This window comes from Nocardia sp. NBC_01009 (genome assembly GCF_045208035.1).
Taxonomy (GTDB): Bacteria; Actinomycetota; Actinomycetes; order Mycobacteriales; family Mycobacteriaceae; genus Nocardia.
This window is the reverse complement of the sequence record NZ_CP108695.1, coordinates 5,875,413-5,899,384: the sequence shown is the minus strand read 5'-3', so window position 1 is coordinate 5,899,384 and position 23,972 is coordinate 5,875,413. Positions and strand designations below refer to the sequence as shown.

The window sequence follows — 23,972 nt, the reverse complement described above, 5'->3', positions numbered from 1 at the left end:
CAAGGTGATCATCGTGGGTCCGGCGGGGGCCAGGCGCGCCAATCGTTCTGTCTCCGAACGCTTTTGCCGGAGGAAGGACAGTGTGAGATCGATGCTGTCGATCTCACCGAGCCAAGCCTCTCGCTCGGCTCGCTCTCGGCGGCCGAGCAGGTCGTCTTCGATCTCGGCCAGTCGCGAAAGCATCTTCGGGTTGATGTTGAGCATCGGGCACCGGATGCCTGCTTGACCTGCCCAGTCTTCATCACAACCCCAGAGTTCCTGCCCCAGCACCGGGAACAGCTCGAACTGACGCGCGGCATCATCGGCCGCGCCCGCGAACGCGGACAACTTCGCCTGGCCGAGATGAACCAACGCACCGCCGACAACCTCCTCACGATCATCACCAGCCTCGAAACGCCATCTGCCGCAACAGATCCAGAAAACAACAATGCGTGCTGACAACACCGATCACCTGAAGGCAGCTGCAAAACTCCGGCATGAGCAAGCACGACGCCGCGCGATCGACGTCATCGATCACCTCGAAGCCACGGGCGCTGCGGTCACCATCGCCGGTCTGGCTCGCGCCGCGGGCGTCGCTCGTTCCTGGCTCTACACCCAGCCCGACCTGCTCGCCCGGATCAAGACCACAACCCCAAACCCGCCAACGAACAAACCTCCGCGCTCAGGCGCCAGCGACGAATCCTGGCAACGACGGCTCGAACTCGCACACCAACGAATCAAGGAACTCACCGAAGAGAACAAGCAACTACGAACCCAGCTCGCCATGGCTCACGGCCAACGCAGAGCGGATCAGATCACCGCGATCAGGACACCGTCCATAACGCAGAGCACCTGATCAGAGCGCCTAAAGACGGCTATGGCTCAGGGGAAACTATGTTCGTGTAATCGCATATCGTTTGGTCTGAGTCGATAGAGGATCGGCATTGATAGCTGATCATCTGCCGGAGGAGTCTGGACGCCTGATCGGGATAGTCTGCGTACCGTGGTGTACGAGAACGACTTGGTGCGCATCGGCAACGGTGGGGTCTCGGTTTCCGGGTCGACAGCATCGGCGAGGACGGGCAAGCGCTGCTCGTCCCGGTCGGGGACGCGGGCTACCCATTCCCGATGCTGGTGACCGCGCTCGTTCCGGCCGGTGACCTACAGTAGTCGGAATGGTGACCGTGACGCCGAGTCGATAGCCTCCCTCAGTCGGTAGCTGAATATACGCTGATTTTGTGGTGGCAGTGCCGGCGCCGATGCTGGCCGTCGCAGGGCGGCCGCCGGATGCGGCTGCCTGGGCCATCGAGATGAAATGGGACGGTGTCCGCGCCCTCGCCCTGTGCAAAGGCGAATCATGTCGCTTGTACAGCAGAAACAGGCGCGAGATCACCGACTCCTACCCCGAGCTCGCCGCGGCGCCGGCCGAGTCGGCGCGGGGCCGGGTGTTGATTCTCGACGGTGAGGTGATCGCGCAGACCGCCTCGGGTGCACCGTCGTTCGGTTTGCTGCAACGTCGCATGCCTGTCATGCACCCAGCCGCGCAGCGATGGGCCACCCCAAGTACAGAACAACCCGGTGCTGCTGACTCAGTTCGTGTGCGGGTGCCTGATGGAGTCGCCACCCTTTGTCTCGTGCAGCCGGCCGAACCGGCTGGCAAGCAGATGTGCCATGCTCTCGGCCGCGCCCCGACAGGCGTCATCGATCGTCGCGGCGTTGTGGGTCACCGCGACCGGCTGCTGACCGGTCGGACGAGCCTGCAGCACGCATCGCTTGTCATCCGGTCCGCCCTTACCCGCGTTCTGGTCACTGAGGTGGGCTTCGACGCTGATGATCTGGTCGCTGAAGCGCTCGAGCGTCGAAGCGATCTCCTCCTCGACGTGCCGGATCAGCTTTTCGCCGCTGTCGATGTTGCTGTCGGTGTTGATCAGAATCTGCATGTGCGTATCCATTCCGGTAGGTGGCAACTGTTACTCGGACAGAGGCGGATGGTGTTCGTCGGCGACTCCGCCGCCGTAGCCTGCTCCTCCTTTACCTCGGTACTCACCGTAATCCCCGATGATCATCGGACTGAGCGGTCTGGGTCGCCCAATTGTTGGCGAAAGCGATACCCCCGGAGTTCCTGGTAGCCCAGCGGCGATCGAGTTCGGCACGGGTACTGCCTTCCAGAAGGGTTTGAGCGCGATGGCGGCGCCGGTGATGGCCATCCAGGTCGGTAGCGGTAGAAGAGGGAGGTTGCGGAGCATCCACGCGGAATCCGGCGGTAGCGCGAATCGAACTGGGCGTTTGCTGTCGGACGGCTCTCGGCGTGGCCGGTGTGGCGCATAGTTTCCAGAGTCGACCAGCCCTCGACCGGTCATGGCGCCCACCGCCGGATTTCTGGCGGATGCGCCCCTACCCCCTAACTGCAGCGGCATAGCGCCATTCGTGTCGGTCCCGCGTGCGAGGCTCAAACAATCCGTCGAAGCATTCGCACGAATCGTCAATGTCCTCACGGCCGAAAACGATCGCCTTGCCCAGAAGTCCGGACGAAGCAGCCGCACCGTCATCCCACTCAACCCCGTGGCTCGGTCGTGAAACTTGGCGTCAGTTGATCGCGAATCTGAGCACGGGTCGGCGTTTGCGACTCGTTCATAGTCGCGAATTTCGACACCCCTTGTCGACGGAGGCAACTGAGCCAGGTCGGAGCAGCCGTGCTGTATGAACGGTGAGGGGTTGTGGACCGATAAATCGGGTGGCTGTTCGGGCCCGGCGGGTCTATGGTCGCGTCATGCCGGTGCTCGGGCGTGATGATGATGCGGACGACCTGGGGTCCGCTGAATCATCGTGGGCGGAGCCGAGCACGTTGCTCGGGATGATCCAGCGTGGGCGAGGAGCTTGCTACGGCGCGGCGCATGCGGAGCGGGCGATGGCGGGCGACTTTGTGGTCGACTGCATCGTTCACGACCCTCGATGGGACCACCAGGTCGAGGAACGCAGTTGGTTATACGCGACTCTCGTCGTCGACTTGAGGGTCGATCTTTCTCGGTTGCGCGCGGCATTTGCGGGACCGCTGGACGCGAGCGGAGACACCGACACCTGGCTCGCTACAGGCGTTTTCGAGCGGCTTGCCCATCGCGGTGTCGGTGGCAGCGTCACCGAACTGCGGCACTACCTGCGATCGGGTCGGGACCTCGAACAAGTGCTCGGCTCCTTGATTCCGTTCATCGACCACCCCGAAGCCGAGGGGTTACTCGATGACGTGCTGGAGGTCGCCGATGACGAACAGCTGCAGTCCACCATCGGTTGGCTCGGAAATTTGTCCGCACCACCTTGGCCGGACTGGCGGCGGGCTAGCGCGCGCATCGAGCGGGTCGCCGCAGCGGCCGCAGGGTCTCGGTCGGCAGGCAGCCGACCGAAGTTCGATCGCGCCACACGGTCCGCGGCACATCGCGAACGGGTGCTGCGAGCGGCAATCGAATCGGGCCTCATCACTGCGATATCGGGGCCCGAGCTGACCGATGAGCGTTGGGAGACAACGCTTTTGGGCATCGCCTCGGACATGCTCCAGAGTGAGGACCGCCGCGTGCGGATCGCGGTGCGGAGATGCCTTCGCAATTTACGCTCACCTCGAGCACTGGCTTGGGCCAGGGCGAACACCGCCCTCGACGGCTACGCCGGGTCCGTGGCGCTGTCTCTGATCGCTGACATCGCCGAAACGTCCGACGCTCCTTGGCTGCTCGAGCTTCTAGTGGAGGCAGTTGCCCGTGGCAACGGTTACCTCTATGAGCAGTGCGACCTTGTCGACGGGCTCGCCCGCCTGGGCAACGTCGTCAGTATCGCGACTGTCGAAGAGATCTTCGATAACACCGTCTACTCGCGTCTCCGCGAACGGTGCGCCGCGGCGTTGAGCAGCCTTGCAGCGGATTTCGCCGACGAGCGGGCAGTTGAATGCCTCGACGACTGCGAGTCCGAGACGCGGGCAATCGCCATCGCCCACGCGAACATGTTGGTTCCCGAGGTCCGTGAGCGAATCGGTCGGATCGCTGACGACCTGACCGAGGAAGACACCAACCGTCGAGCCGCCACGACTCGAATCATGCTTCACCGCTGAGGACACCTCAGCGGTGAAGCACGCTCGTCCTGCATCGCAACCCTGGAAGTGGTGTCGAAATTCGTGACCACAAACATCCCTGTCCCACAGATGATGTCGAGTTTCGCGATCAGACGGCGCCCAGTTTCGCGATCAGAACCAACCCCGAGTCGAGCTGACTTCTCGCTATCCGGCGGTTGGTGCCTCGTCTTCGCCGAACAGCAGAAGCTGCCGTGGCTGACTGGTGGATGCGCCGATTCGGCGCAGGCATCGGGCGCAGGTTACATCTGCTCGTGTCGGCGCCAAGGCTGTTGGCGACCATCCCGAGACACCGGTGTGACAGAGAAGCTCGGGCACTTCTTCGTCTCCGACCCATTGCCCGAGGCTGACCGCATGCACCGTCCGGCCGGCCCGGACGACAGCATGCACACCCGGGGCCCCGAACACTGCCCGGGTTGAGGCAGCGAGCGGGGCGATGTCGGTCACGTGACCACCATACGGTCGGGCACCGACATCGGCGACGGAGCTGCCTTGCGGCTGAATCGCGGCGGCGTGCCCTCGTCACTCCGGTTCGGCAACACACCCAGACTTGACAGGGAACGCCGCTGCCACGGTTGGCTCATGTCACCGGATTCGGTCGCCCGCCGTATTGGCCCGACCTGCGAGGCCCGTGAACGCGCCGAGCTGCGCGCCCAGGCCGCGCGGGAGCTGACCCTCTTCGACATCGCGGCCTGAACTGTTGCTGACAGGGCCTCCGCCCACGCCTTAGCGCCGGATTCGGCGGATTTACTCCCGCGCCCCTAGGACAGCCCAGCCAGACCGCTGACCACCTCGAGGCTCTGCCCGCGCCATGCCCTTATCTCGCGTAGGCGCTGGCCGGTCTCGTCCGGCGGAATATCACTCGACAGCACGCCCATACCCCACGTTACGACCGACCACCCTGCGACGCAGGGGCTTGCCCGGCTCGATGCCGGACGACCCTGTCGAATTCGCCGCCGCCGTGTCGGCGGCCAGTGAGATGATTTGATCGAACTGGATACTGCGCGAACCGATTTCAGGGGTGTGTTGCATGACGTCGACCGAACTTCCACGCCACAATCACGACTGGACCGACGAGGACTACCGGATCGTCATCACCGGATGCCTTGCCGGGATGTCGGACGCCGACATCGCGAAAGGTGTCGGGCGAACCCTGTCAGCGGTGCAGACTCGCGCCCGCTACCTCATCTAATGGACTACACCCCGCCCGACCTGGAGGGCCTTCGCAGTTTCGGCACGCTGACGATGGCCGAGATCGACGACGCACTGGCCGCCCGCGGACTATGCCTGGCCGGCCGCGACCCCGACCGAGGTTCCACTCTCGCCGAGGAGTTCCGTACGGTGCTCGATCAACGCAATCAGCTCTTGGCGCTGGTCGAGCGAATCACCGATGCAGTCGGCACATCCGAGGGACTCCGCGACGTCACCACGACGATGGACGGCATGGACCTCACGCCCACCACGCGCCAGATCGCGGCCACTCACCACCACGCCGCCGGCTGACTCGGTATCTCGCCCCCGGCCCGAGATCCCGCTTGACCCTTCAGCTTTCGGCCCGACGAACATCCGGATAGGTGTCGGTGCCCGAGCGCATCCTGGATCTAGCTTGAGTTTTAACGTCTGAGGTCGTGCTGGGGGACCCAGTTGATCATGAACGAAGCCCTTGTCTGATGATTTGTCTTGCGACAGAACAGATCTCACGACCAAGGGCTTCGGTGAATAGTGTGCACGACACCGGCTGTGCCGGTGTGTTTGGGGACCTGTCGGCGTTCCGGCAGGAGTTCTGTCAGTGTCTGACCGCTCGGGCGGATGCGGTGTTCGAGTTGGCCGATACGGTGTTGTGTGCGGACGGGCCGGTGCGGTCGCTGCCGGAGTTGTCGCTGGTCGGCGAGCATCGGCGGGGCCACGCAGCGTGTATGCGGCGCTGGATCGGGGCCGCATCGAGGTTGCTCGGCTGCGGCGGGCGCTGGCCGCGGTTCCCTTGCCGCGGGCCGCCGACGGCCGACGGGTGCTGGCGGTGGATATCACGTGCTGGCTGCGACCTGAAGCGCCTACCTGCCTGCAGCGGATGCTGTGTCATACCTACGGCCGCGCCAAGAATTCCCACCTGATGATTCCGGGATGGCCGTATTCGGTGGTCTGCGCGTTGGAAACTGGCCACAGTTCTTGGACCGCGCCGCTGGATGCGGTGCGGCTGGCACCCGGTGACGTCGCCGCCACCATCACCGCCGACGCGAAGTGCTCTGCACTAGCTGGGCCATTTCGAACAACATCAACCAGCACCGCTCTGGCCGGTGAAGATCGCTCGATGTTGTATCGGGCGAGCACAGCGCGACGGGCGCCGAGCAGGGCAGCGAGAGCCGACACTGTCGGCGTATGCACGGGGTTTCGTCGCTCTACGAATTTGGCCAAGTCGGCGGAAGCGGAAATTGCACTCCCGTGCGAGGTTCCGTTGCCTGAAGGTCGCTGGGGTGGCTCGGAGTTGGTGTCGCGCATGGCGATCGCGGCGGACAGCGCGCCGCGCCGCCGTAGAGCGTTCGACAGCCGGGCCGGGCGCGGTCGCCGCCCATTGCAGTGTGGTCGACCACGCGGTCGTCCCGGTGAGCGAGAGCCGATGGCTGGTCGGCGCGATGGTCGCCTTCGAGCTGAGATTGGCACAACCGTGACCGCGCCGTCTCTGGAGCGCATCCGGAGCGCGTTCGAGGGTTCGCGGCAGCCTCTCTCAGTGCTCCGTACGGTGCCGCAAGGTGGCGCGGGTGCGTGGAACCTGTACCGGTGGGCGGAGTTCGGTACTTTCCCCACGAGTTCCTTTGTGCCTTATTGGCATTGCAGATTAGAGTGTTATGTAAGGCTGAGGTCCGGTGTCGGCCTCTGAGGGGTGGATTCGTGTCGGAATTGGAGAAGGCTGCCGCCGAGCATGCGCGGATACAGCGGGAGATTGCCCAGCGCGAGGCTCGACAGCGGGCCGAGGAGCGAGCGGCCACGGTACGAGACATGAACATATTCAGGCGCCACGCCGCGGAGTTTTTCGCGTTCGCCCGCAAGCGCGGCGCTCCGCTGTTCCAGCGATATATGGAACTCGAGTACACCGACTACTCGGAATACAAGCGGACTCCCGACCAATGTGTAGTTGCGGTCGGCTGGTATCCCGGTGGGCACTTCATCGAACCCCGATGGGCGGTTACCTCCGACGGCGCCCTGTACCTGAGTGCGTACGTCCGCGACAAGAGGGACGTCGTCGCGAGTCGCAAAGGGCCCGACCTTTTCTGGTCGGCCGAGACACTCGAGGCCCACTTCGTCGCAGCGGCCTCGGCATTGACCGCGCCGGTGCGCCTTTCCAACAGTCAACAGACCGGCATCCAACCCGACGGGACTATCGGCTACCGGCTCTGAGTAAGCACTGGTCCTGTTCGGGCAGCTGAACACAGTGCCGACCGGTCTGTTGTGGCCCTGAACGGGGGTTGAGGAACATCTGGGACGACAGTCACGCTAAGCAGGCAGGGTGAATCCTGTTGTTGTGCTGATGATTTCATCTGTGCGTGACTGATGAGGGCGTGCCCGGCTACGGGCGTTTCGGTGTGTTGCCCCGGGTGAAGCTGGAACGGCTCTGCTATCTGGATGATGAGAATCGCCGGTTGATCGCGGCGCGGCGCCGGGACTACAACTGGCTCGGGTTCGCGGTGCAGGTGGTGACGGTCCGCTACCAGGGGATGTTCCTGGCTGATCCAGTCGACGTAACCACCTCGCTACGAGCACGCCGGACTGATGGCCCTTGGCTGGCGACCTCGAGAGTGGAGTAGATCTGTGCCTGAGCCCTGGCCGCCACGGCCGCACCGTGTATTGTGCGGCCGTGCTACGACATCCGCGGCGGTCAGCAGGAAATGCAGAGCACCAACCAGCGTGCGGTGAATCCGAGGTCGGGTACCGACCGCTGCCGAATGGTGGCATGGCGACCGCCGCCGCCCGGGTTCTCGTAGAGGTCCAGGACGTAGCTGGTGTTGTTCACCACTGACCGGGTCGGGTTGATCGCTACTTGGCCGGCTCCTCTCCCACCGGGCGGCACCGCCTTCTGGGTCATCGTGCCGGTGTAGCCGGCCCCGGACCACAGACAGAATGCACCGCCGGGGCAGCGCCCCGAATCCGCATCCGCCGACGCCGGGACAGCGCTGATCCCGATCCCGCAGGCCAGACCTGCAATAGCCGCGAGTGCCAACAGTCGTGCACGCATGGAATTCCCCTCCCATAGAGCGGCCGAGCCGGGACACTCCCCATGTCCTCACATCAACTCGGCGCCGTCTCAGGCTACCGCATACGGCCCTGGGCGACTGGGCGAATTGTTCTGCGGAGTCGCCATCGGCCGGGGCTGCTGCGGGGCTTCGATGTTGAGGCGGGGTATGAAGAAGTTTGTTGGGGTGCAACGCCTCATGTGTGGCTTCAGTGGGAATCGCCTAGTCAGGGTGTGGATCTGGGTACACCAGGCAAGTGGTCTGCGGGTGAACCCTGGCGATCTACCAGCCACTGTGCCCAGGTGTTGAGAACACGGTGCTGTGGGGTTCCCCTGAAGTAGTGGACATCTGAGATAGCGGGACCGATGGTCCCTGGAAGGATGTTCGCCATGCCTGGTCCGCGTCGATCGTATTCGCCTGAATATCGGGTGGAAGCGGCGCATCGAGTGATCGATTCCGGTCGGCCGGTGCGGGAGATCGCCCGTGAGCTCGACGTGCACGAGAACCTGCTGCACAAGTGGGTGCGCGAAGAACGCCGCCGTATGGCCGCGGCCGGCCAGACCGGTGGTCGGGCTCCGGATGACGGTGGTGGCCAGCCACTTTCAGCCGATGAGCGCACGGAATTGGTGCGGCTGCGAGCGAAGGTCGCCGAGCAGGCCAAGGACATCGTGTTCCTGGAAAAAGCCTCGGCGTACTTTGCGGCACGGCATCCAAAGTGAGCAGGTTCGAGCTCATGGCGGCAGAGTGCGCCGGTCTCGACGTGACCCGGATGGCCGAACTGCTCGGCGTCTCGACCTCCGGCTACTACCGGTTCCTGCAGGTCCGTGCCAGCGCGGAGCCGTCGGCGCGGCTGCAGCGGCGCCGGGATCTGGAGGTGAAAATCCTTGCCCACCACCGTGCCTCCGACGGCACCTACCGATCGCCCCGAATCACCACCGACCTGCTCGCCGAAGGCGAACGGGTATCGAAGAACACCGTGGCCGCGATCATGGCCGATCTCGGGATCGAGGGCATCAGCCCACGCTCGTTCAAGACCACCACCATCGCCGATCCAGCAGCATCGTTCCCGCCGGATCTGGTCGGACGTCGTTTCGACCGTGGCCGGCCCGACCTGGTCTGGTCCTCGGATATCACCTACCTGAGCTGCGGTGAGGGCGAGATGTTCCTATGCGCGATCCGCGACGAACATTCCCGGCGCGTACTGGGTTGGGCAGTCGCCGACCATATGCGCGCCGAGTTGGTCGTGCACGCCGTGGACCGGGCCGTGTTCGTCCGTGGTGGCCGCTGCCGCGGCACAATTCTGCACTCGGATAGGGGCAGCCAATACACCGCTGCCGTGACCGCCGAAGCCTGCGCCCGGCACGGCTTGCTCCGCTCGGCAGGAGCCACCGGGATCTGCTGGGACAACGCCGGCGCGGAATCGCTGTGGTCGACATTCAAGCACGAGTGCTACTACCGGCACACCTACGCGACAAAGACTGAACTCGTTGCTGCAGTTGACAATTGGATGCACTTCTACAATCATCGGCGGCGACACTCGTCGATCGGGATGCGCTCACCGATCGACTACGAGCAGTCCCTCAAAGCTGCCCCTGAAGCAAGCTAACGTTGTCCACTTTTTCGGGGGAACCCCACCCCATCGAGCTGCGCGAGCTTGCTGATCACCTCCGCCCGCCGCATCGCGATCCGCCACCGAGGTTCCGCCCCGCAGTCAGCACAGCCGGTCCGCCACCGGCTCATCCGCCATCGGGCACCCCTACCGTCGTGAACACGAGTACGGACGAAAAGCACTGTACTGCAAACGAGTTCGGGACACGCCGATGTTCGAGGTCCCGTTCGTTCATCCCCGAGTCCGGCAGGTCAGCGTTGACCACGACCAATCGGCCCCGCAATGCACCTGAAGTGGAATCTGGGCTCCCACTGTCCACTACTGTTCGGCGGTGCGGGGCAACGTCTTGCCGTCGGCATCCTCCGGTTGACGGGAGAGAACGGCATATCGTTCGAGCCGGTGTCGGGACGCACCAACCACACCGAGACCGCGAAATCGACCGCGGGCCAACCGGCCTCGGCCAATAGCGACGGCGCAAGTTCAGCAGAACCGCGCCGGGATGGCGCGCAGTTCCTTATCGGCGCCGAATTTGGGGTGTCGGACTGAGGGTTATAGACCCTGAGTGAGACGGACTTCCGCTCCGGCGGTGGTGCGTGACCAGCCGCGGAGTAAAGCGGTGCAGCATGCGTCGAGTGAATTTGTTGGGAGATAGGTGGCCCCGGCGTGGCTCTGTTCGACGTCCGGAAACAGGCCCTCATTCGCGGATGCGAATCGGGCACCAGCCCCTCGAACTCAGCGGTCACGAGGGTTGACGGAGGTGTCCGGAGAGGGTCGAGCGCTTCACCCCGAGGATGTCGGCGATCTACTGCACCATGCGCTGGCGTTCGTCGTAGAGTCTTTGCGCGGTGGCGGCCTGGTCTGCGGTGAGCTTCGGTCGCCGGCCACCCACCCGGCCGTGGGCCCGAACCGTAGTCAGCCCGTGGTGGGTGTTCGCGACGATCAGCTCTGGCTGGAACTCCACGGGCACCGGCGGTATGAGGCTGCGGCCGTGGCATCCCGCCCGAACGAACGTCCGGAACCCGCACCGCCTATCGCACGGTCGTTCGGTTGGGGAGACACTGACGAAGGTTAAACGTTCGAATCTGCCGGATTTCGCCCTGCCGGGCGCGGTGGGCTACAACCACGGCACCCCGGCTCGGAGCAGCACATTGGCGTAGGGCCGGGCCTCACCGGTTCGCACCACGAACCGGCAGGCCCCGATGCGCTGCTTGAAGTCGTCGTGGTCGATCAACTCCGCGTGCAGGCGGTGGCGGAGCAGGTTCGCCGCTTCCGGGTTCTGGTTCACGACGTCGCGGCTACCCCAGGCGGCTTCGATGGTGACCTCGTCGAGTATCAGGTCGAGGATGGGCTCGAACCGAGGGAATCCGTAGCTGATACCCAGGTCGATGACCGGCACCCCGGCCGGTGTCGGCAGACCGGAGTCGCTGACGGCGAAGAGGTCGGTGTGGCGCAATGCCGTGAGCGCCGATAGCAATTCGGCGTGAATTAGTCCGCTAGTGCGCAAGGTTCGGTCCTTATCGAAGAGGGTGAAGCCCCGGTCAAACGAGTGGCCTGGCCGCCGGGATGGTCGCGAGCGCGGTGCGGATCTGGTCCGCGGTGGGGTAGGAGGCATGGGTTCCCGGCGTCTGAACGGCGAGGGCACCGGCCGCGGTGGCGTAGGCCACGGCGGCGCCCAGCTGCCTGCCATCGGCGAGTGCGGTGGCTAGGGCGCCGACGAAGGCGTCGCCCGCACCGGTGGAATCCACCGAATTCACCTGTGGCGCAGCCTGATACCCGCCAGCGACCGGCGCTGGCACGTCGCAGCGGTGCGCCCAGACCGAGCCGGTGGCGCCCAGCGTGGCGACGACGGAGGCCACCCCGCGCAGGCATAAGGAGCGGGCCAGGTGGAATGCCTGCTCGGGTGTCCGCGCGGTGGACCCGGTCAATGCCGACAGCTCGGATTCGTTGACGACCAGCGGGTGGCAGCGCAGCAGCAGCTCATCTGGCAGCACCGTCGCCGGCGCAGCGTTGAGCACGAGCCGGCGAGCATGCCGCGCGGCCCAGGCGACGACGCGCAGCGGCACCTCCAGTTGCACGACAACCACATCCGCCGACCGCAGCAACTCGACCTCGTTCAGGGTGTCGAGCTCGGGTTCGGGTTCCCAGCAGAAGTTGGCGCCGGAGTCGACCACGATCTGGTTCTCGCCGTCGGCGACGGTGATGTAGGCGGTGCCGGTCCGCGCGTCCTCGACCTCGCGCAAAGTGGCGAGCCCAACAGCGTAGTCGCGCAACGACTTCCGTAGCCCGGGATCGGCATCGCGGCCGATCCTGGCGATGAACTCGACCCGGCCGCCGGCTTGGGCTGCCGCGACGGCCTGATTGGAGCCCTTGCCGCCCAGATTGGTTCGTGCGCGCAGTGTCAGCACGGTTTCGCCGGGGCGCGGCAGCCGTTCCACCTCACACACGATGTCCTGGTTGACCGATCCGAGGACGACAACGCTCACGACTGCGCCTCGCTAGCGCTCGGCTCCGTCGTGCGCGAAGGCGCACCGTGTTCATGGTTCACTCGCTGTCGCTCGCTCATGATTCGGCGCCGGTCCCGGCGACCTCCAGATTGCCGGGTGCGGCACCGGTGATCAGTGCGACCAGCCGGTCGCCGTCCACCTCGTCGATCCGGTGCGCGGCAACGGATCTGCCGCGCCGCAGCACCACCACGTTGTCGCAGATCCGCATGACCTGTGCCAGGTCGTGGCTGATGATCAACACGGTGATTCCGCGGTCGCGCAGGCCACGTACCAGCTTCTCGACCGCGGCGGTCTCCCGCACGCCGAGCGCGGCGGTGGGTTCGTCCATGATCACCATGGATTTGCCCCAGGCCACCGCACGGGCGATGGCGATGCTCTGGCGTTGGCCGCCGCTCATCCTGCGTACGGTGGTGCGCACCGAGGGCACGTCGACATCCAGGTCGCGTAGGATATCGCCGCTGCGGGCGATCATTGCCCTGCGGTTGACAATGCCGAGCGGATACATCAACTCCCGGTTGAGAAATAGGTTCTGCCACACCGCCAGATCGTCGATGAGAGCGAGATCCTGGTACACGGTCTCGATGCCCATTTTGCGCGCGTCCTCGGGCGAACGCAGGCGCACCGGTTCGCCCTTGAACCGGATGTGCCCGGTATCCGGTGCCTGCACGCCGGTGAGGCAGCGCACGAGCGTCGACTTGCCCGCGCCGTTATCGCCGACCAGGGCTGTGACCTCACCCTCCGGAATCGTCAGCGTGACCCCGGCCAGCGCGCGGACCGAGTCGAACGACTTGGTGAGCTCGTGCGCCTCGAGCAGTGGAATCGTCATGTCCTTGGCCTACTTTCGGAATCGGGCGATCCCGGCGGCCAGCAGCAGCACCGCGCCAACGGCGACCGGCTGGTAGTACTGCGAGATGCCGAGAATGGTGAACCCGTTGATCAGCGAGGTGAACAGCACCGCACCGCAGACGGTGCCGAGCACCGACGCCTTGCCGCCGGACAGCGACGAACCGCCGAGCACCACTGCGGCGATCGAGCTCAGCAGGTAGGTGGTCTGCAGCGACGGATCCGCGCCGCCGTTGCGGGCGACCAGCATGACACCAGCTATGCCGCACAGCAATCCGGACATGGCATAGGCGAACAGCCGGATCCGGTTCACCGAGATGCCGGTGTCGCGCGCGGCCTCCAGGCGCCCGCCGGTGGCGAGCAGGTGGGTGCCGATCCGGGTGCGGAAGATGATGCCGGCCACGACCAGCGCCGCCACCAATGCCATGAGCCAGAACCAGCGCACCGGTCCGATGCCATCTAGCGCGAGCCGTTGCAGGAAGCGGGAACTCACGGCCTCGGTATTGCCGTGCGTCAGCAGTAGCGTGATGCCATTGAGCACGCTGAGCATGCCGAGCGTGACGACGAAGTCGGTCATATGCAGTCGGCCGATCAGCACACCGTTCACGACGCCGACCGTCAGCCCGCTGAGGATGGCCGCCGCAATGGCGACCGCCATCGGGTAGCCGTGGCTTGCCAGGTAGCCGAGAACGGCTGCTGCCCATGGGAGGTTGGCGCCGACCGACAGATCGATGCCGCCCACGGTGATCGCGAACTGCTGTCCGAGTGCCAGCACGGTCAGGATCGTTGAGGCGACCAGCAGATCGCCGATATTGTCCGTCGTCAGGAAGTCCGGGGTGGCGATGAAGAACGCCACCCACAGCACGACCAGGGCCAGCGGTGCCGCGAATTCGGCTAACTTGGCGAGGATCTCCGTGCGCCCCTCACACGCACGGGACTCGGCGGGTGCCACGGCTGTCACTTGTTCAGCAGCCCTTCCACTGGGTTGTCGAATGCGACAATCGGACGCGGGAACGCCGAGATCTGCTGCTCGACATTGTCCTTGCCGATGAAGGCGATGGGCGAGACCACCCGCTCGGGCAGCTTCTTGCCCTGGTGTTGGGCCAGGCAGCTCTGGACCGCGAGTTGTCCTTCGGCATAGGGGTACTGGGTCACTGTGCCGGTCAGGGTGCCCGCCTTGACGGCGTCGAGGGCGGCCTGGATGCCGTCGACGGAGATCACTTTGATCTGGCCGGTCTTGCCCGCGTTCTTGATCGCCTGTGCGGCGCCCAAGCCCATAGTGTCGTTGGCGGCGAAAATACCAGTGATGTCGGGGTGCGCCTTCAGGATCGCCTCGGTGACCTGCAAACCCTTATCTTGTTCGTAGTCGGCGGGCGCCTTCTGCACGATGTCCAGCTTGCCTGCGACGGTGTCGGTGAAGCCCTTGTCGCGGTTGATGCCGTTCTGCTCGCCCGCGATGCCCTGCAGGATGGCGATCTTGCCGGTGCCACCGAGCGCGTCGAGCATATGCTGACCGGCGATGCGACCGGCATCGAGATTGTCCGAACCGATGAAGCTCGCGTAGGACACCCCGGCCTGCTCAGAGGCCTTCGCGTCGATTTGGGTGTCGAGGTCGAGGATCGGGATATTTTTGCGCGCCACCGGCGTGAGCGGCGTGATCACATTCGTCGCGTTGACCGGCACCACACCGAAGCAGTCATAGCCCTGCGCGGCCAAGGTCGAGATCTGGGCGTTTTCACCGTCGGCATCGGTCTCGGACTGCCCGGCCTGCACCGTGACCTTCACACCGAGCCGTTGCCCCTCCGCGAGGGCACCGTCGCGCAGGGCCGCCCAGTAGGGGTTGGTGAAGTTCCGGGTGACGATGGCGATCTTGAAATCGCCGTCGCCCGCGTCCTGACCGCCGCGACCGCAGGCGGCGGCGGCGAGCGCGCCGATGAGGACAAGCGGCACCATTGCACACCTGAATCGAGCATTCATCGTGAGTTCGACCTATCCGTTTCGGTATCAACTCGTGTTGATCAACGCGAGTTGATGAGTAGTGTGTGACCCGAGTCACCGGCTGTCAAGTGCTAATGCGGAGTGCTTGGATGGACGGTCGGAGCAAGGAGAGAATTCGGATGGCAGTCACACGAGCCGACGTGGCGCGGCTCGCCGGTACATCACCGGCGCTGGTGAGCTACGTGCTCAATGGAGGTCCGCGGCAGGTCGCGCCCGCGACCAGGGCCCGCATCGAGGCCGCCATCGCCGAACTCGGCTACCGGCCCAACATGTCCGCGCGCAGCCTGCGCATGAATCGCGGGCACGCGCTCGGCATGGTGATCCCCGACGGGGCCAACCCGTTCTTCGCCGAACTGTCCGCGGTCATCGAGGCAGCCGCCTTCGCGCGGGGATATCCGCTGTTCGTCGGCAATGCGGCCGGCGACCAGGAACGCGAACGCGCCTATGTGCGCACCTTTATCGATCGTAGAGTCGAAGGGCTGATTGCGATTTCGTCGTCATGGGAGACCGGTGTCGCCGACGCGTGCGAGGAGGCCGGAATGGTGCTGGTCGCGCTGGACCGCGTCATCGATCCGGCGCGCTGCGCGCATGTGATGTGTGATTCGGTCGCGGGCGCACAGCAGGCCGTCGCACATCTAATCGAGCACGGTCACCGCGATATCGCCTGTCTGAGCGGCCCGCATGTGTCCACCGCCGAGGACCGCGTGCAGGGCTACCGCAACGCGCTGGCGGCCGCTGGATTGGCCGAAGGGCGCATCGTGCGAACGGATTTCGGCGGCGCCGCCGGCTACCGCGCACTGGCCGACCTCATGGCCGACTCGCGCCGCCCCATAGCGGTATTCGTGACCAGCGACCTCCAGGCGATCGGTATGCTGCGTGCGGCCTACGATGCCGGGCTGCGGGTGCCCGACGACCTCGCGGTCGTCGCCTTCGATGGAATCGAGTACTCCCGCTACACCAGGCCCGGACTGACCACCATGGTGCAGCCCACCCGGCGCATGGGCGAGACCGCGGTCGATCTGCTGCTCGAACAGATCGAGGACCGCACGCCCCGGCCCGGTGTGGTGAACCTCGAGGCGGTCCTGCACACCAGGGGGTCGTGTGGCTGTCCCGACGAGTTCTGAAAGCGCCCGGTCCGCCGGTGCGGCGCCTGCACGCTACCGTGCACTCGAACGACTTCGCGATTCCCATCGTCTGGAGGGCGGAGGCCCGGTCTGTCCTTCGGCATAGGCCGATGCATTGGAATGGTGAATGGTATTGCCCGACAACGGATATCCCTCGCGGTCGCGGATCGCTGCCGCCTGGCGGATCGCTGATTCGACAAACGCGGCAGTTTTGCTGGTCGAGCATTCCCAACCCAGAACCCGGCTGGCGTAGGCATCGATCACGAACGCCGTGTAGACGAACACGCCCGTGACCAAGCGAACGTAGGTGAAGTCCGCGACCAGTAGCACGTTGGGCGCAGGCACCCGGAACTGGCGATCGACCAAGTCCGGCGCTCGCGACGCTGCCGGGTCCGGCTCGCTCGTGCGGACCTTCTTGCGGCGTGTGACACCACTCCAGCCGCGCTCACGCATCAGCCGTTCCACCGTGCATCGAGCGACCGCGATGCCTTGGCGTTGCAGGTGCGCCCACATCTTTTCGGCACCGTAGAGCGACTCCGGCGCGCGCCGGCCGCTCTGGCCGGGTTCGTAGAACCCGGCCAGAATCTCGGTGACCGAGATATCCCACAGGGCACGTTTGGACGGTGCTCGCCGCACCCAGGCGTGGAAGGTTCTCGGGGCGATCTTGCATCCGTGTGCGGTGAGCGCACGGCAGATCGAAGCGACCCCGAACCGAGCGCGATGCTCGGCGATGAACGCACACACTATCGGTGTCGCGGGTCGCTCTCCCGCGCGAAGAAAGTTGTTGCTGCCTTGAGGATTTCGATCGTCTGTTCCAACTCGGCGATCTTGCGTTTCTGCTCCCGGATCACCTTCGCCGACTCCGTCGAGACACTCTCGGCGGCCCCGGTGTCGATCGCGGCTTGCCGGATCCATTTACGCAGGGTTTCGCCGGTCATCCCGAGCCGGGACGCGACCGCGGTGATCGCGGCCCATTCGCTGTTGTAGTCGTCACGATGCTCGACGACCAGCCGGACAGCCTTGGCTTTGGTCGCTTCGTCGTACTTGGCAGGCATGATCTGCCCATCCTTCCCAAGAAAGAAGGTGGGCACCAAACCCAGGGCGATTCAAGGCTTTGTGGGCGCGTAACGATGTGGCCGTGCCGGTCAGTCGTACCAAGCAGGTTCGTAATCTGGCGGTGGGGGAGTTGGAGATGTTTTTGACGAGCATGTCTCTGCCGTCGGTTCCGCATGCGTGGATGCAGATTTATACCCCGACTGATGAGGTGGCGTGGTCGAAGCTGCGGGAGTTGTTGGCGATGAGTGTGGAGGAGCGGCAGCGTCCTTGGGCGGAGCATCGCGAACAGGTTCACCTGGTGGTGGGCTGAGGCTGGTTTGGGTCCGGTACGAGCAAAGCCGCGAAAATGGGCTCGAAAGGGGCTATCAATAGTGCCACCAGAGGAAGCGGGGCGGACGCGCGACGCGGCGCCGGATACGGTTGATCGACATGTGATCGAGTGCCTAGTCGGAACTGTTGCGGTCGCCGCCGTTCCACCAGTACCGCAGAAGTGTGAGTTGGCGTTCGGTCGGTGGACCGGCGAGTTCTTCGCATACTTTGTAGCCTGACCCGCCGCAGGCGGCTACCGATCTGCCTCACTCACGGATCCGGACACTACCGCTGCCCGACAGGCGGGGGAGCTGGACAAACCTCCGAACCGATCGGCCAGCGACCTGCCGCCGTGGCCGATCGCACCAGCGACGTCGAGGACGAAGGCGTGATCCTGTCGTGTCCGAGGACAAACACCGTCGCCTGCAGGCGATATAGCTTGCGGCACAGCCTGACTCGGCGGTGCGTTCACCTTATCGGCGGTCAGAAGCGGGATGCGCATCGGTTGGAACCGGCTTCGGGCCGGCGGGGGTGAGATGCTGCCTACAATTCAGGCACCACCGTGAAGTGGGAATGGTCTGCAGGAGGTGGATCGGGATCTCGACATAACAGCGGCGACAGCGGCCGTAACGGCCTGTGGTGATGAGCATGAGGGTTTCATCGAGGTCGGCCAACGCTTGTCGTGCTGCCGCGGCCAACTTGATGGTGACCTCATGTCTGGCCGTATCAGCCGCGTTGGCGGGTGCGGCGGGGCGGTCGATTTCGGCTTCGAGTTCGGCCAACTGCTGCAGGCGGAAGCGGCGTTGCTGGTGCAGTGTGGCTCGCAGTGCGGGTAGGCGGTCGGTAAGACGTGTGCGTGGGACGGGGTGTGCGGGGGTCATCCGGGGTCTCCAGGACTGGTGGTGGGAATGTGGTTCGCGATGCGGTCGAGTGAGAAGGGATGGGCCGCCCTGCCAGCGGCCCCTGTATCACCACCACGCCATCCGAATATTCGCTGACAAGGCCAGGATCGTTTACATGGAACGGCTGCGCTTGTCCGTCTGCGACAATTGCGGGTGCACCGCTTGTTTGATTTCTCCACTCGCATCCCTGGGTCCGTTTCGACAGCACACCAAGCGGGAATTGCGACAGCAGGTGGATGGGCGAGTCGGGTGGCGGTCGTCAGCGACAGGATCCGAGCGGCCCGGTGATGGTTCGGATGAGGTAGCCGTCGGACAGGTTCTACGCTTCTGTGAACCGCTTGTCCACCGGCGTCGTGACCAGCGGTCTGCTCGCAGCATTGTGAGGACGGTCCCGACAACGCCGAGCCGATTGGCGCGGGCGAGCCGGGCGTGAACAAGTCGAACCCAGTGGTCGCCGGAGCGGAGGCTACCAGCAGCGCGGTGGGCTATTCGGCGGCGATGTGTGCGCGGACCGATATGCCCCAGGGCTATGTGATAACGCGAGCTGCGACCAGGTGCGCCAATACCCGGCGTATCTCGTTCAGTGGCCACAATCTGTCCACGTTCGGCGCCACACGGCTGAATCCACCGATGTGGCGGTACGCCGCTTATGTCGAAGGTTGGATTCGGACTGTTGCGGTGGCCGGGTCAGTGCGCGGCTGCGGCCGCGGCGGCCGGCGTGGTCGCGATGGTCGCGGTGCGGATACCGGGCACTGTACGGGTGAGGGCTATGGTGATTCGCCGCTCGGATTCGTCGGCGAACCGGCCGGAGATGGTGGCGTCGCCTTCGTGGACGGTGACATGCCAGCGCCGTGCGCCGGTGTATTGATCCAGCAGGTTCTGTGCATTGGCGACGAGTGCGTCGTCGGGGGTGAGCATGAGTCGCAACGCGTCGCCGCGGCTGAACATGCCGATCACGCGGCTGTCGCCATCGACGACTGGCAGACTGCGCAGTCCGTGCGTTATCAGCCTGCTCATGACCTCGGCCAGTGCGGCGTTGTCGGGGACCGAGACCGCCGGTGTGGTCATCACTGAACTGACCGTGTCGTTGAGTTCGCCTGCCCGCAAGAGGTCGCCGCTGGTGAGTACCCCGATGAGGCGATCGTTCTGGTCGAGAACGGGCAACGCTGCGTAGCCCAGTTCGGCGAGCATCAGCGCCGCCTCGCGTGCCGTGTTGTTGTGCCGCACGGCGATGATCGGTCGTTGCATGACCTCGCATACCCGCATGTTCTTCATTCCGTTCAACTCCGTTCAGCTAGTTACCGGCTGGGGGCTGGGTCCGTCAGCCCCGTAGGGGACCGCGTGTAGCAGCGTCACTGCCATGGTCGCGCCGCTGGGGCCGCGGTAGGTACGGCGTTCGCCCGGTCGAGCCCCGGTGATGGCGCGCCCTAGTGGCGATTGCACGGAGTAGACCTCCGTCTCGGTGCGTTCGGCTTCGCGTACTGCGAGCAGGAACGTCTCGACCGCTCTGGTGTCGTCGTAGCGGACGGTCAGGACCATGCCGGGCTCGGCGATTCCGTCGTCGGGTGGGTTGCGACCGATGAGGGCGTTGCTGAGCAGGTGGTGGATCCGGCGGATGCGCGCCTGGCGTGCGGAATGCAGAGCCTGGTTGCGTGCGTATTCGCCACTGTCCTCATCGGGCTCGATGTCGCCTCGGGTGAGCAGCTCGTGCAATTCGGTCTGAAGCCGATCATGGGCTTGTGATGTCATCCAGACGCCTGCGGTACTGGTCATGTGTTTGTACCCCTTCCTTTCTGGCTGGGTTGGAGATTGTCGTCAGGGGCGGGCCAAGGCGGCGGTGCCGCCCCTGACAACGCGCAGGCCCTGATGTCGGGCCGGGTCTGAGTCGCTGGGACCCACGGGTCGTGCCGAATCGATTCGCGCGGCGCGTCCGGTCCGTAGCCGCGTCTTCGGCGACAATATGGCTGGCTATGGTCGGTTGTCGGGCCGATCGATGCTCACCATGTCGCTCCTGCCACCTGGGGCGTTCTTGTCAACTCCATGATGGCGTGGTTGTCGAGGTGATCAGTTGCGCCGATCCGACAATCTAGGCGTCGAGATTTGTGGCGATGGCACAGCGCAGTCATTCGTTGTCGGTGATGGCGAGTTCGATCATCATGGCGAGCCGTTTGCGGGGGTCGTCCAAGCCCAGGTTGGTCACCTCTGCCATCTTGCGCAGCCGGTTACGGACGGTGTTCTCGTGCACGCCGAGCTGTGCGCTTGCCTGGGCGGGGTCGCCTTGGGCCTGCAACCAGGCGCGCAGCGTTGCTACGTAGTGGGTGGAGTTTGCCTGGTCGTGGCGTCGCAACTGCGACACCGGCCCCCGTGCGGGGGTGCGTCCGGAAAGTCCTGCGGCGCGCAACCGTTGCAGCAGGATCTCGTCCCACGACTCGTCATAGGCGGGGGGCGCAGCATCCGCTGAGTGGGCCTCGTGCAGCGCCAGGCATTCCTCGGCCTCTTGGCGCGCCAACGCCAATTCCGTGGCCCGGGCCCCACCGCTGATGCCGGCCAACACCGTCATCTGCGCGGGCAGCGCCGCCTGTAGCTCGCTGATCCAGTGGCGTGCCGTCGCCGCCTGATCTGCGGGCAGTACGGTGTAAATGGTGTCGCCGACCAGGGCGCTGCGGCTCGAACGGGACCAGCCGAATCCGGTTGTTGCTCGCTCGAAGATCAGCAGCAGCGCGGCGTGCTGCTCGTCGGCGATCCGTGCGCGCAGCGCGATCGCCCGCAAACTCTGCGGCGCCAACCCCAGCCTGCTGGCCACCGTCGCCGCGTCCGCGGCGCCCTCCAGCAAACTGATCACCAGTTCGGATTCCACTTGACGTTCCAGGTCCGCGCTGGCCCTTGACCGCAACAGGTGCAGGGCCACCGTGCGCGCGCCGTCGGCCAAGGCCATCCGTCGAGCCCCGTGTAACGGCGCTGGGCACGACACCCATACCGAACCCAGCAGTTGCCGGCCCACGCGCACGGCCACGACCATCCGCCCCGTCACACCCTGTTCTGCCTGTGCGGGAACGAACAACGGTTCCTCCGAGACCGCCAAGTGCGTGAAAACACCGTGCGCATCGAACACCGCCCGCAACCACTGCGGCATCTCCCGGCCCAGGATCGTCTCGACCCGTGCGGGGTCGAGGTGCTGCTGCGGCCTCGAATACGCCAGCACCCGAGACAGCCGGTCCTCGATCGTCACCGCACCCCCGACCGCGTCGGCCAGACTGTCGGCCAAAGCGAACAAATCGGTCGGGCCGCGACCGGCCTCGGTCTCGCGTCCTTCCAGCACCAACCCGTAGACCACCGCGGCCACCTCGCTCCAGGCCACCGCAGGATCGACCACCATCACCGCCACACCCTCGATCTCCGGCTCATCCGCGATCTCCTCACCCCCACGGATGATCGCGACGACAGCCCGCGTCGACACTGCCCAGTCCACCACCTCCTGCACCGAGCGTGCCCCGATGCCCAGCAGCACATCTCCCGCTTCAGTGGGGTCCTGATCGGCCCCGCGGATCACCACACTGCGCAATTGGGTGGACCGGGGAACCGAACACAACCGCAAACGGATCCCATAGCCACCCAGTACGTTCGCCAACCGGTCCAACGTCACCATGAGCCGCTCCTGTGTCGAATCGACGGTGCAGCGCGATCAAGCGCCCGACGCGACCAGTAGACGTTGGTGGACAAGGAAGTCGGTCCAGCTTTCGCGACACTGGTGCATCAGGATGGACGCCATCAATACCCCGCGCGCCGCATCCATCAGATGAGATCTCCGGTGCCGCGCCTCGTGCGATGTGTACGGCGAGGGCTCTTTGCTTCCACGGCCAACCTGCGTTGCCGTCTATCACTTTTCGAGGGATCTGTTCGATTGTGCGACGAGATCGGCGAGTACGGCTGCTTCGCTGATGTCGGTATTCTTGGTGCCGGTGAGCAATGTGAGTTTGTTCTGGCCTGCCAGTTCGCGCAGGTGTGTGAGGGCGGTGGCGCGGTCTGGCTCGGTCAGTTCGTCGCGATACCGGCGGGCGAATTCATCGAAGAGTTCCGGGTCGTGGCCGTACCATGTGCGCAGTTCGGTGGATGGAGCGATCTGCTTGCACCATTCGTCGAGGTGGGCTCTGGTTTTGCTGACGCCACGGGGCCAGAGACGGTCCACCAGGACGCGGGTGCCGTCTCGAGGAGTTGGGTCGTCGTAGATTCTGCGGATTTGCACAGTGCGTCGAGTCGTCATCATCGACCTCCGGTTGTTATCGCTGGGCGAGTCGGTGCAGCGCCGTTGGGCGATAGACGCAACACCGAGCCTGCCAGCACCCGCGTCGCAGCGAGGAGTAAGCGTCGAACTCAACGAGAGCCGATCCGGCCATAGAGTTTCTGGTGAGGTCGGCCTGTAAAGAGCTTATACGCCGATTCGGGCGTCTGTGCGGCGTAGCAGCCCGGAGAACACGCCTCCTGAGCTGTGTGTTTCCGGCAACCTTGGCGATGCCGGTAGGTGCAGCTCCATCTCTACCCCCTTTTCCGAGGTTCTCCTGGCATGCTGCACCTGCGGTACGAGAGATCCGGGTGCTCGCATTGAACACATGGCACAGCGGCAGCAAAATCTCTAACGGTATTCAGCTGATCACCGATCTCATCATCTCGACACAGGCCTCGATCGTGCTGCTCTCGGAGGCAACCGAAGCGACCACGGCCGTTGCGGCCGAACTGGTGCGGCGGGGGCGCGAGTTCAACGCCATCCCTTCGCACGACACGGGAATTCTGTCGGTGTTTCCGGTCGAAGACAGCGCCGATCTGCAATGGATGGTCAAGGCGCGGTTGAACATCGGCGGAAAGCGACTCACTGTCTACTCCGCGCATCTGGAGTATCGCTGGTATGCCTCCAACCTGCCCCGAGGGTACGGACCCGGGGCCCCGGCGCCGGGCGAGTTCGCCGAGCACGAGTGGAACAAGCTGCCGGAGGGCCCAGTGACCGACCCTGCCGTGATCGGGCGCATCAACGCGGCCTCGGGCCGCCCCGAGGTCATCAGCAACTTTCTCGCCGACGCGAAAGCCGAGATCGCCGACGGGTCTTCGGTCATCATGGGTGGCGACCTGAACGAGCCGTCCCTGCTGGATTGGAACAATTTCCTCGCCTCGCCAGCGCAGTGGGGCAGCGACCACAAAGGAATCTTCGCGACGTACCAACTCACCGAGTGACGGAGAGGATAGGGTTTCGCCTCCGCTGCGAGGTCGTGGCCCGTCAAGTGGTCTATACGCAGACTTCGGAGTGCGCCGACGCGGAAAT

At 64.9% G+C, this 23,972-nt stretch carries 27 protein-coding genes and 2 pseudogenes; 16 read left to right on the top strand and 13 right to left on the bottom strand.

The window, feature by feature from the left end; genetic code table 11:
- Nucleotides 1–63 precede the first annotated feature (63 nt).
- From OHA42_RS26445 to OHA42_RS26435, 3 genes and pseudogenes are all read left to right on the top strand, one after another.
- Complete coding sequence (locus tag OHA42_RS26445; protein ID WP_406230529.1) at nucleotides 64–438, top strand: hypothetical protein; 375 nt, start codon at nucleotides 64–66, stop codon at nucleotides 436–438.
- Complete coding sequence (locus OHA42_RS26440) at nucleotides 428–835, top strand: DUF6262 family protein (RefSeq protein ID WP_406230528.1); 408 nt, start codon at nucleotides 428–430, stop codon at nucleotides 833–835. Before OHA42_RS26445 ends, OHA42_RS26440 begins: the two co-directional genes overlap by 11 nt.
- Nucleotides 836–1,238: 403 nt before the next feature.
- A pseudogene (locus OHA42_RS26435) lies at nucleotides 1,239–1,448 on the top strand (ATP-dependent DNA ligase); the annotation flags it as partial.
- Between the two features lie 120 nt (nucleotides 1,449–1,568).
- Here the strand turns inward: OHA42_RS26435 and OHA42_RS26430 are convergent.
- Nucleotides 1,569–1,919, bottom strand: a complete 351-nt coding sequence (locus OHA42_RS26430) for an HPF/RaiA family ribosome-associated protein (protein ID WP_406230527.1) — start codon at nucleotides 1,917–1,919, stop codon at nucleotides 1,569–1,571.
- Nucleotides 1,920–2,749: 830 nt separating this feature from the next.
- Between OHA42_RS26430 and OHA42_RS26425 the strand changes: the two genes are divergently transcribed.
- From OHA42_RS26425 to OHA42_RS26395, 7 genes are all read left to right on the top strand, one after another.
- Nucleotides 2,750–4,072: a hypothetical protein gene (locus OHA42_RS26425; protein ID WP_406230526.1), complete on the top strand. Its 1,323-nt coding sequence runs from the start codon at nucleotides 2,750–2,752 to the stop codon at nucleotides 4,070–4,072.
- 600 nt (nucleotides 4,073–4,672) lie between these two features.
- Nucleotides 4,673–4,786 (top strand): hypothetical protein, encoded by a 114-nt coding sequence (locus OHA42_RS26420; protein WP_328411988.1) that lies wholly within the window; start codon nucleotides 4,673–4,675, stop codon nucleotides 4,784–4,786.
- 334 nt (nucleotides 4,787–5,120) lie between these two features.
- Nucleotides 5,121–5,282 (top strand): hypothetical protein, encoded by a 162-nt coding sequence (locus tag OHA42_RS26415; protein ID WP_406230525.1) that lies wholly within the window; start codon nucleotides 5,121–5,123, stop codon nucleotides 5,280–5,282.
- Nucleotides 5,282–5,593: a hypothetical protein gene (locus OHA42_RS26410; RefSeq protein WP_406230524.1), complete on the top strand. Its 312-nt coding sequence runs from the start codon at nucleotides 5,282–5,284 to the stop codon at nucleotides 5,591–5,593. Before OHA42_RS26415 ends, OHA42_RS26410 begins: the two co-directional genes overlap by 1 nt.
- Before the next feature lie 286 nt (nucleotides 5,594–5,879).
- Complete coding sequence (locus OHA42_RS26405) at nucleotides 5,880–6,965, top strand: transposase (RefSeq protein ID WP_406230523.1); 1,086 nt, start codon at nucleotides 5,880–5,882, stop codon at nucleotides 6,963–6,965.
- Nucleotides 6,966–7,084: 119 nt separating this feature from the next.
- Nucleotides 7,085–7,483: a hypothetical protein gene (locus OHA42_RS26400; protein ID WP_406230522.1), complete on the top strand. Its 399-nt coding sequence runs from the start codon at nucleotides 7,085–7,087 to the stop codon at nucleotides 7,481–7,483.
- Between the two features lie 146 nt (nucleotides 7,484–7,629).
- Nucleotides 7,630–7,890, top strand: coding sequence for a DUF4158 domain-containing protein (locus OHA42_RS26395; protein ID WP_406230521.1), 261 nt, complete (start codon nucleotides 7,630–7,632; stop codon nucleotides 7,888–7,890).
- A 71-nt stretch (nucleotides 7,891–7,961) separates the two neighbouring features.
- On the opposite strand, the gene OHA42_RS26390 is transcribed toward OHA42_RS26395, so the two are convergent.
- On the bottom strand, nucleotides 7,962–8,318 hold the full coding sequence (locus tag OHA42_RS26390) for a peptidase inhibitor family I36 protein (protein ID WP_406230520.1): 357 nt from the start codon (nucleotides 8,316–8,318) through the stop codon (nucleotides 7,962–7,964).
- A 363-nt stretch (nucleotides 8,319–8,681) separates the two neighbouring features.
- Here OHA42_RS26390 and OHA42_RS26385 point away from each other — a divergent pair, with 363 nt between their 5' ends.
- The 3 genes from OHA42_RS26385 (at nucleotide 8,682) to OHA42_RS26375 (ending at nucleotide 10,471) form a co-directional block, all read left to right on the top strand.
- Nucleotides 8,682–9,035 carry a transposase gene (locus tag OHA42_RS26385; RefSeq protein ID WP_406230519.1) on the top strand — a complete coding sequence of 118 codons (354 nt, stop codon included), beginning with the start codon at nucleotides 8,682–8,684 and terminating at the stop codon, nucleotides 9,033–9,035.
- Entirely contained in the window at nucleotides 9,032–9,922 is an 891-nt protein-coding gene (locus tag OHA42_RS26380; RefSeq protein WP_406230518.1) for an IS3 family transposase, read from the top strand. Before OHA42_RS26385 ends, OHA42_RS26380 begins: the two co-directional genes overlap by 4 nt.
- Nucleotides 9,923–10,207: 285 nt before the next feature.
- The gene (locus OHA42_RS26375; protein ID WP_406230517.1) at nucleotides 10,208–10,471 is read left to right on the top strand and encodes a hypothetical protein; all 264 of its coding nucleotides are present in this window, start codon (nucleotides 10,208–10,210) and stop codon (nucleotides 10,469–10,471) included.
- Nucleotides 10,472–10,727: 256 nt separating this feature from the next.
- Here OHA42_RS26375 and OHA42_RS26370 read toward each other — a convergent pair whose 3' ends face one another.
- From OHA42_RS26370 to OHA42_RS26345, 6 genes are all read right to left on the bottom strand, one after another.
- A complete protein-coding gene (locus OHA42_RS26370; RefSeq protein WP_406230516.1) occupies nucleotides 10,728–10,886 on the bottom strand; it encodes a hypothetical protein in 159 nt (52 codons plus the stop codon).
- Nucleotides 10,887–11,039: 153 nt separating this feature from the next.
- The gene (gene rbsD / locus OHA42_RS26365; RefSeq protein WP_406230515.1) at nucleotides 11,040–11,429 is read right to left on the bottom strand and encodes a D-ribose pyranase; all 390 of its coding nucleotides are present in this window, start codon (nucleotides 11,427–11,429) and stop codon (nucleotides 11,040–11,042) included.
- A gap of 34 nt (nucleotides 11,430–11,463) precedes the next feature.
- Entirely contained in the window at nucleotides 11,464–12,408 is a 945-nt protein-coding gene (locus OHA42_RS26360; protein ID WP_406230514.1) for a ribokinase, read from the bottom strand.
- A 76-nt stretch (nucleotides 12,409–12,484) separates the two neighbouring features.
- Nucleotides 12,485–13,255 carry an ATP-binding cassette domain-containing protein gene (locus OHA42_RS26355; RefSeq protein WP_406230513.1) on the bottom strand — a complete coding sequence of 257 codons (771 nt, stop codon included), beginning with the start codon at nucleotides 13,253–13,255 and terminating at the stop codon, nucleotides 12,485–12,487.
- Between the two features lie 9 nt (nucleotides 13,256–13,264).
- Nucleotides 13,265–14,233 carry an ABC transporter permease gene (locus tag OHA42_RS26350; protein WP_406230512.1) on the bottom strand — a complete coding sequence of 323 codons (969 nt, stop codon included), beginning with the start codon at nucleotides 14,231–14,233 and terminating at the stop codon, nucleotides 13,265–13,267.
- Nucleotides 14,230–15,225, bottom strand: a complete 996-nt coding sequence (locus tag OHA42_RS26345; RefSeq protein WP_328401865.1) for a substrate-binding domain-containing protein — start codon at nucleotides 15,223–15,225, stop codon at nucleotides 14,230–14,232. Before OHA42_RS26345 ends, OHA42_RS26350 begins: the two co-directional genes overlap by 4 nt.
- Before the next feature lie 164 nt (nucleotides 15,226–15,389).
- Between OHA42_RS26345 and OHA42_RS26340 the strand changes: the two genes are divergently transcribed.
- Complete coding sequence (locus OHA42_RS26340; RefSeq protein ID WP_328401864.1) at nucleotides 15,390–16,394, top strand: LacI family DNA-binding transcriptional regulator; 1,005 nt, start codon at nucleotides 15,390–15,392, stop codon at nucleotides 16,392–16,394.
- Between the two features lie 105 nt (nucleotides 16,395–16,499).
- On the opposite strand, the pseudogene OHA42_RS26335 reads toward OHA42_RS26340, so the two are convergent.
- Nucleotides 16,500–17,449: pseudogene (locus OHA42_RS26335) on the bottom strand (IS3 family transposase); the annotation flags it as partial.
- Between the two features lie 83 nt (nucleotides 17,450–17,532).
- On the opposite strand from OHA42_RS26335, the gene OHA42_RS26330 reads away from it, so the two are divergent.
- Nucleotides 17,533–17,760 (top strand): hypothetical protein, encoded by a 228-nt coding sequence (locus tag OHA42_RS26330; protein ID WP_406230511.1) that lies wholly within the window; start codon nucleotides 17,533–17,535, stop codon nucleotides 17,758–17,760.
- 1,588 nt (nucleotides 17,761–19,348) lie between these two features.
- Here the strand turns inward: OHA42_RS26330 and OHA42_RS26325 are convergent.
- The 4 genes from OHA42_RS26325 to OHA42_RS26310 all read right to left on the bottom strand — a co-directional run bounded on the left by OHA42_RS26325 (nucleotide 19,349) and on the right by OHA42_RS26310 (nucleotide 22,847).
- The gene (locus OHA42_RS26325; protein WP_406230510.1) at nucleotides 19,349–19,936 is read right to left on the bottom strand and encodes a CBS domain-containing protein; all 588 of its coding nucleotides are present in this window, start codon (nucleotides 19,934–19,936) and stop codon (nucleotides 19,349–19,351) included.
- 15 nt (nucleotides 19,937–19,951) lie between these two features.
- Complete coding sequence (locus tag OHA42_RS26320) at nucleotides 19,952–20,434, bottom strand: GreA/GreB family elongation factor (RefSeq protein ID WP_328401858.1); 483 nt, start codon at nucleotides 20,432–20,434, stop codon at nucleotides 19,952–19,954.
- A gap of 349 nt (nucleotides 20,435–20,783) precedes the next feature.
- On the bottom strand, nucleotides 20,784–22,307 hold the full coding sequence (locus tag OHA42_RS26315; RefSeq protein WP_406230509.1) for a PucR family transcriptional regulator: 1,524 nt from the start codon (nucleotides 22,305–22,307) through the stop codon (nucleotides 20,784–20,786).
- Between the two features lie 231 nt (nucleotides 22,308–22,538).
- Nucleotides 22,539–22,847 (bottom strand): DUF488 domain-containing protein, encoded by a 309-nt coding sequence (locus tag OHA42_RS26310; RefSeq protein WP_406230508.1) that lies wholly within the window; start codon nucleotides 22,845–22,847, stop codon nucleotides 22,539–22,541.
- A gap of 413 nt (nucleotides 22,848–23,260) precedes the next feature.
- On the opposite strand from OHA42_RS26310, the gene OHA42_RS26305 reads away from it, so the two are divergent.
- Nucleotides 23,261–23,884 carry an endonuclease/exonuclease/phosphatase family protein gene (locus tag OHA42_RS26305; protein WP_406230507.1) on the top strand — a complete coding sequence of 208 codons (624 nt, stop codon included), beginning with the start codon at nucleotides 23,261–23,263 and terminating at the stop codon, nucleotides 23,882–23,884.
- The last annotated feature ends 88 nt before the right edge of the window (nucleotides 23,885–23,972 follow it).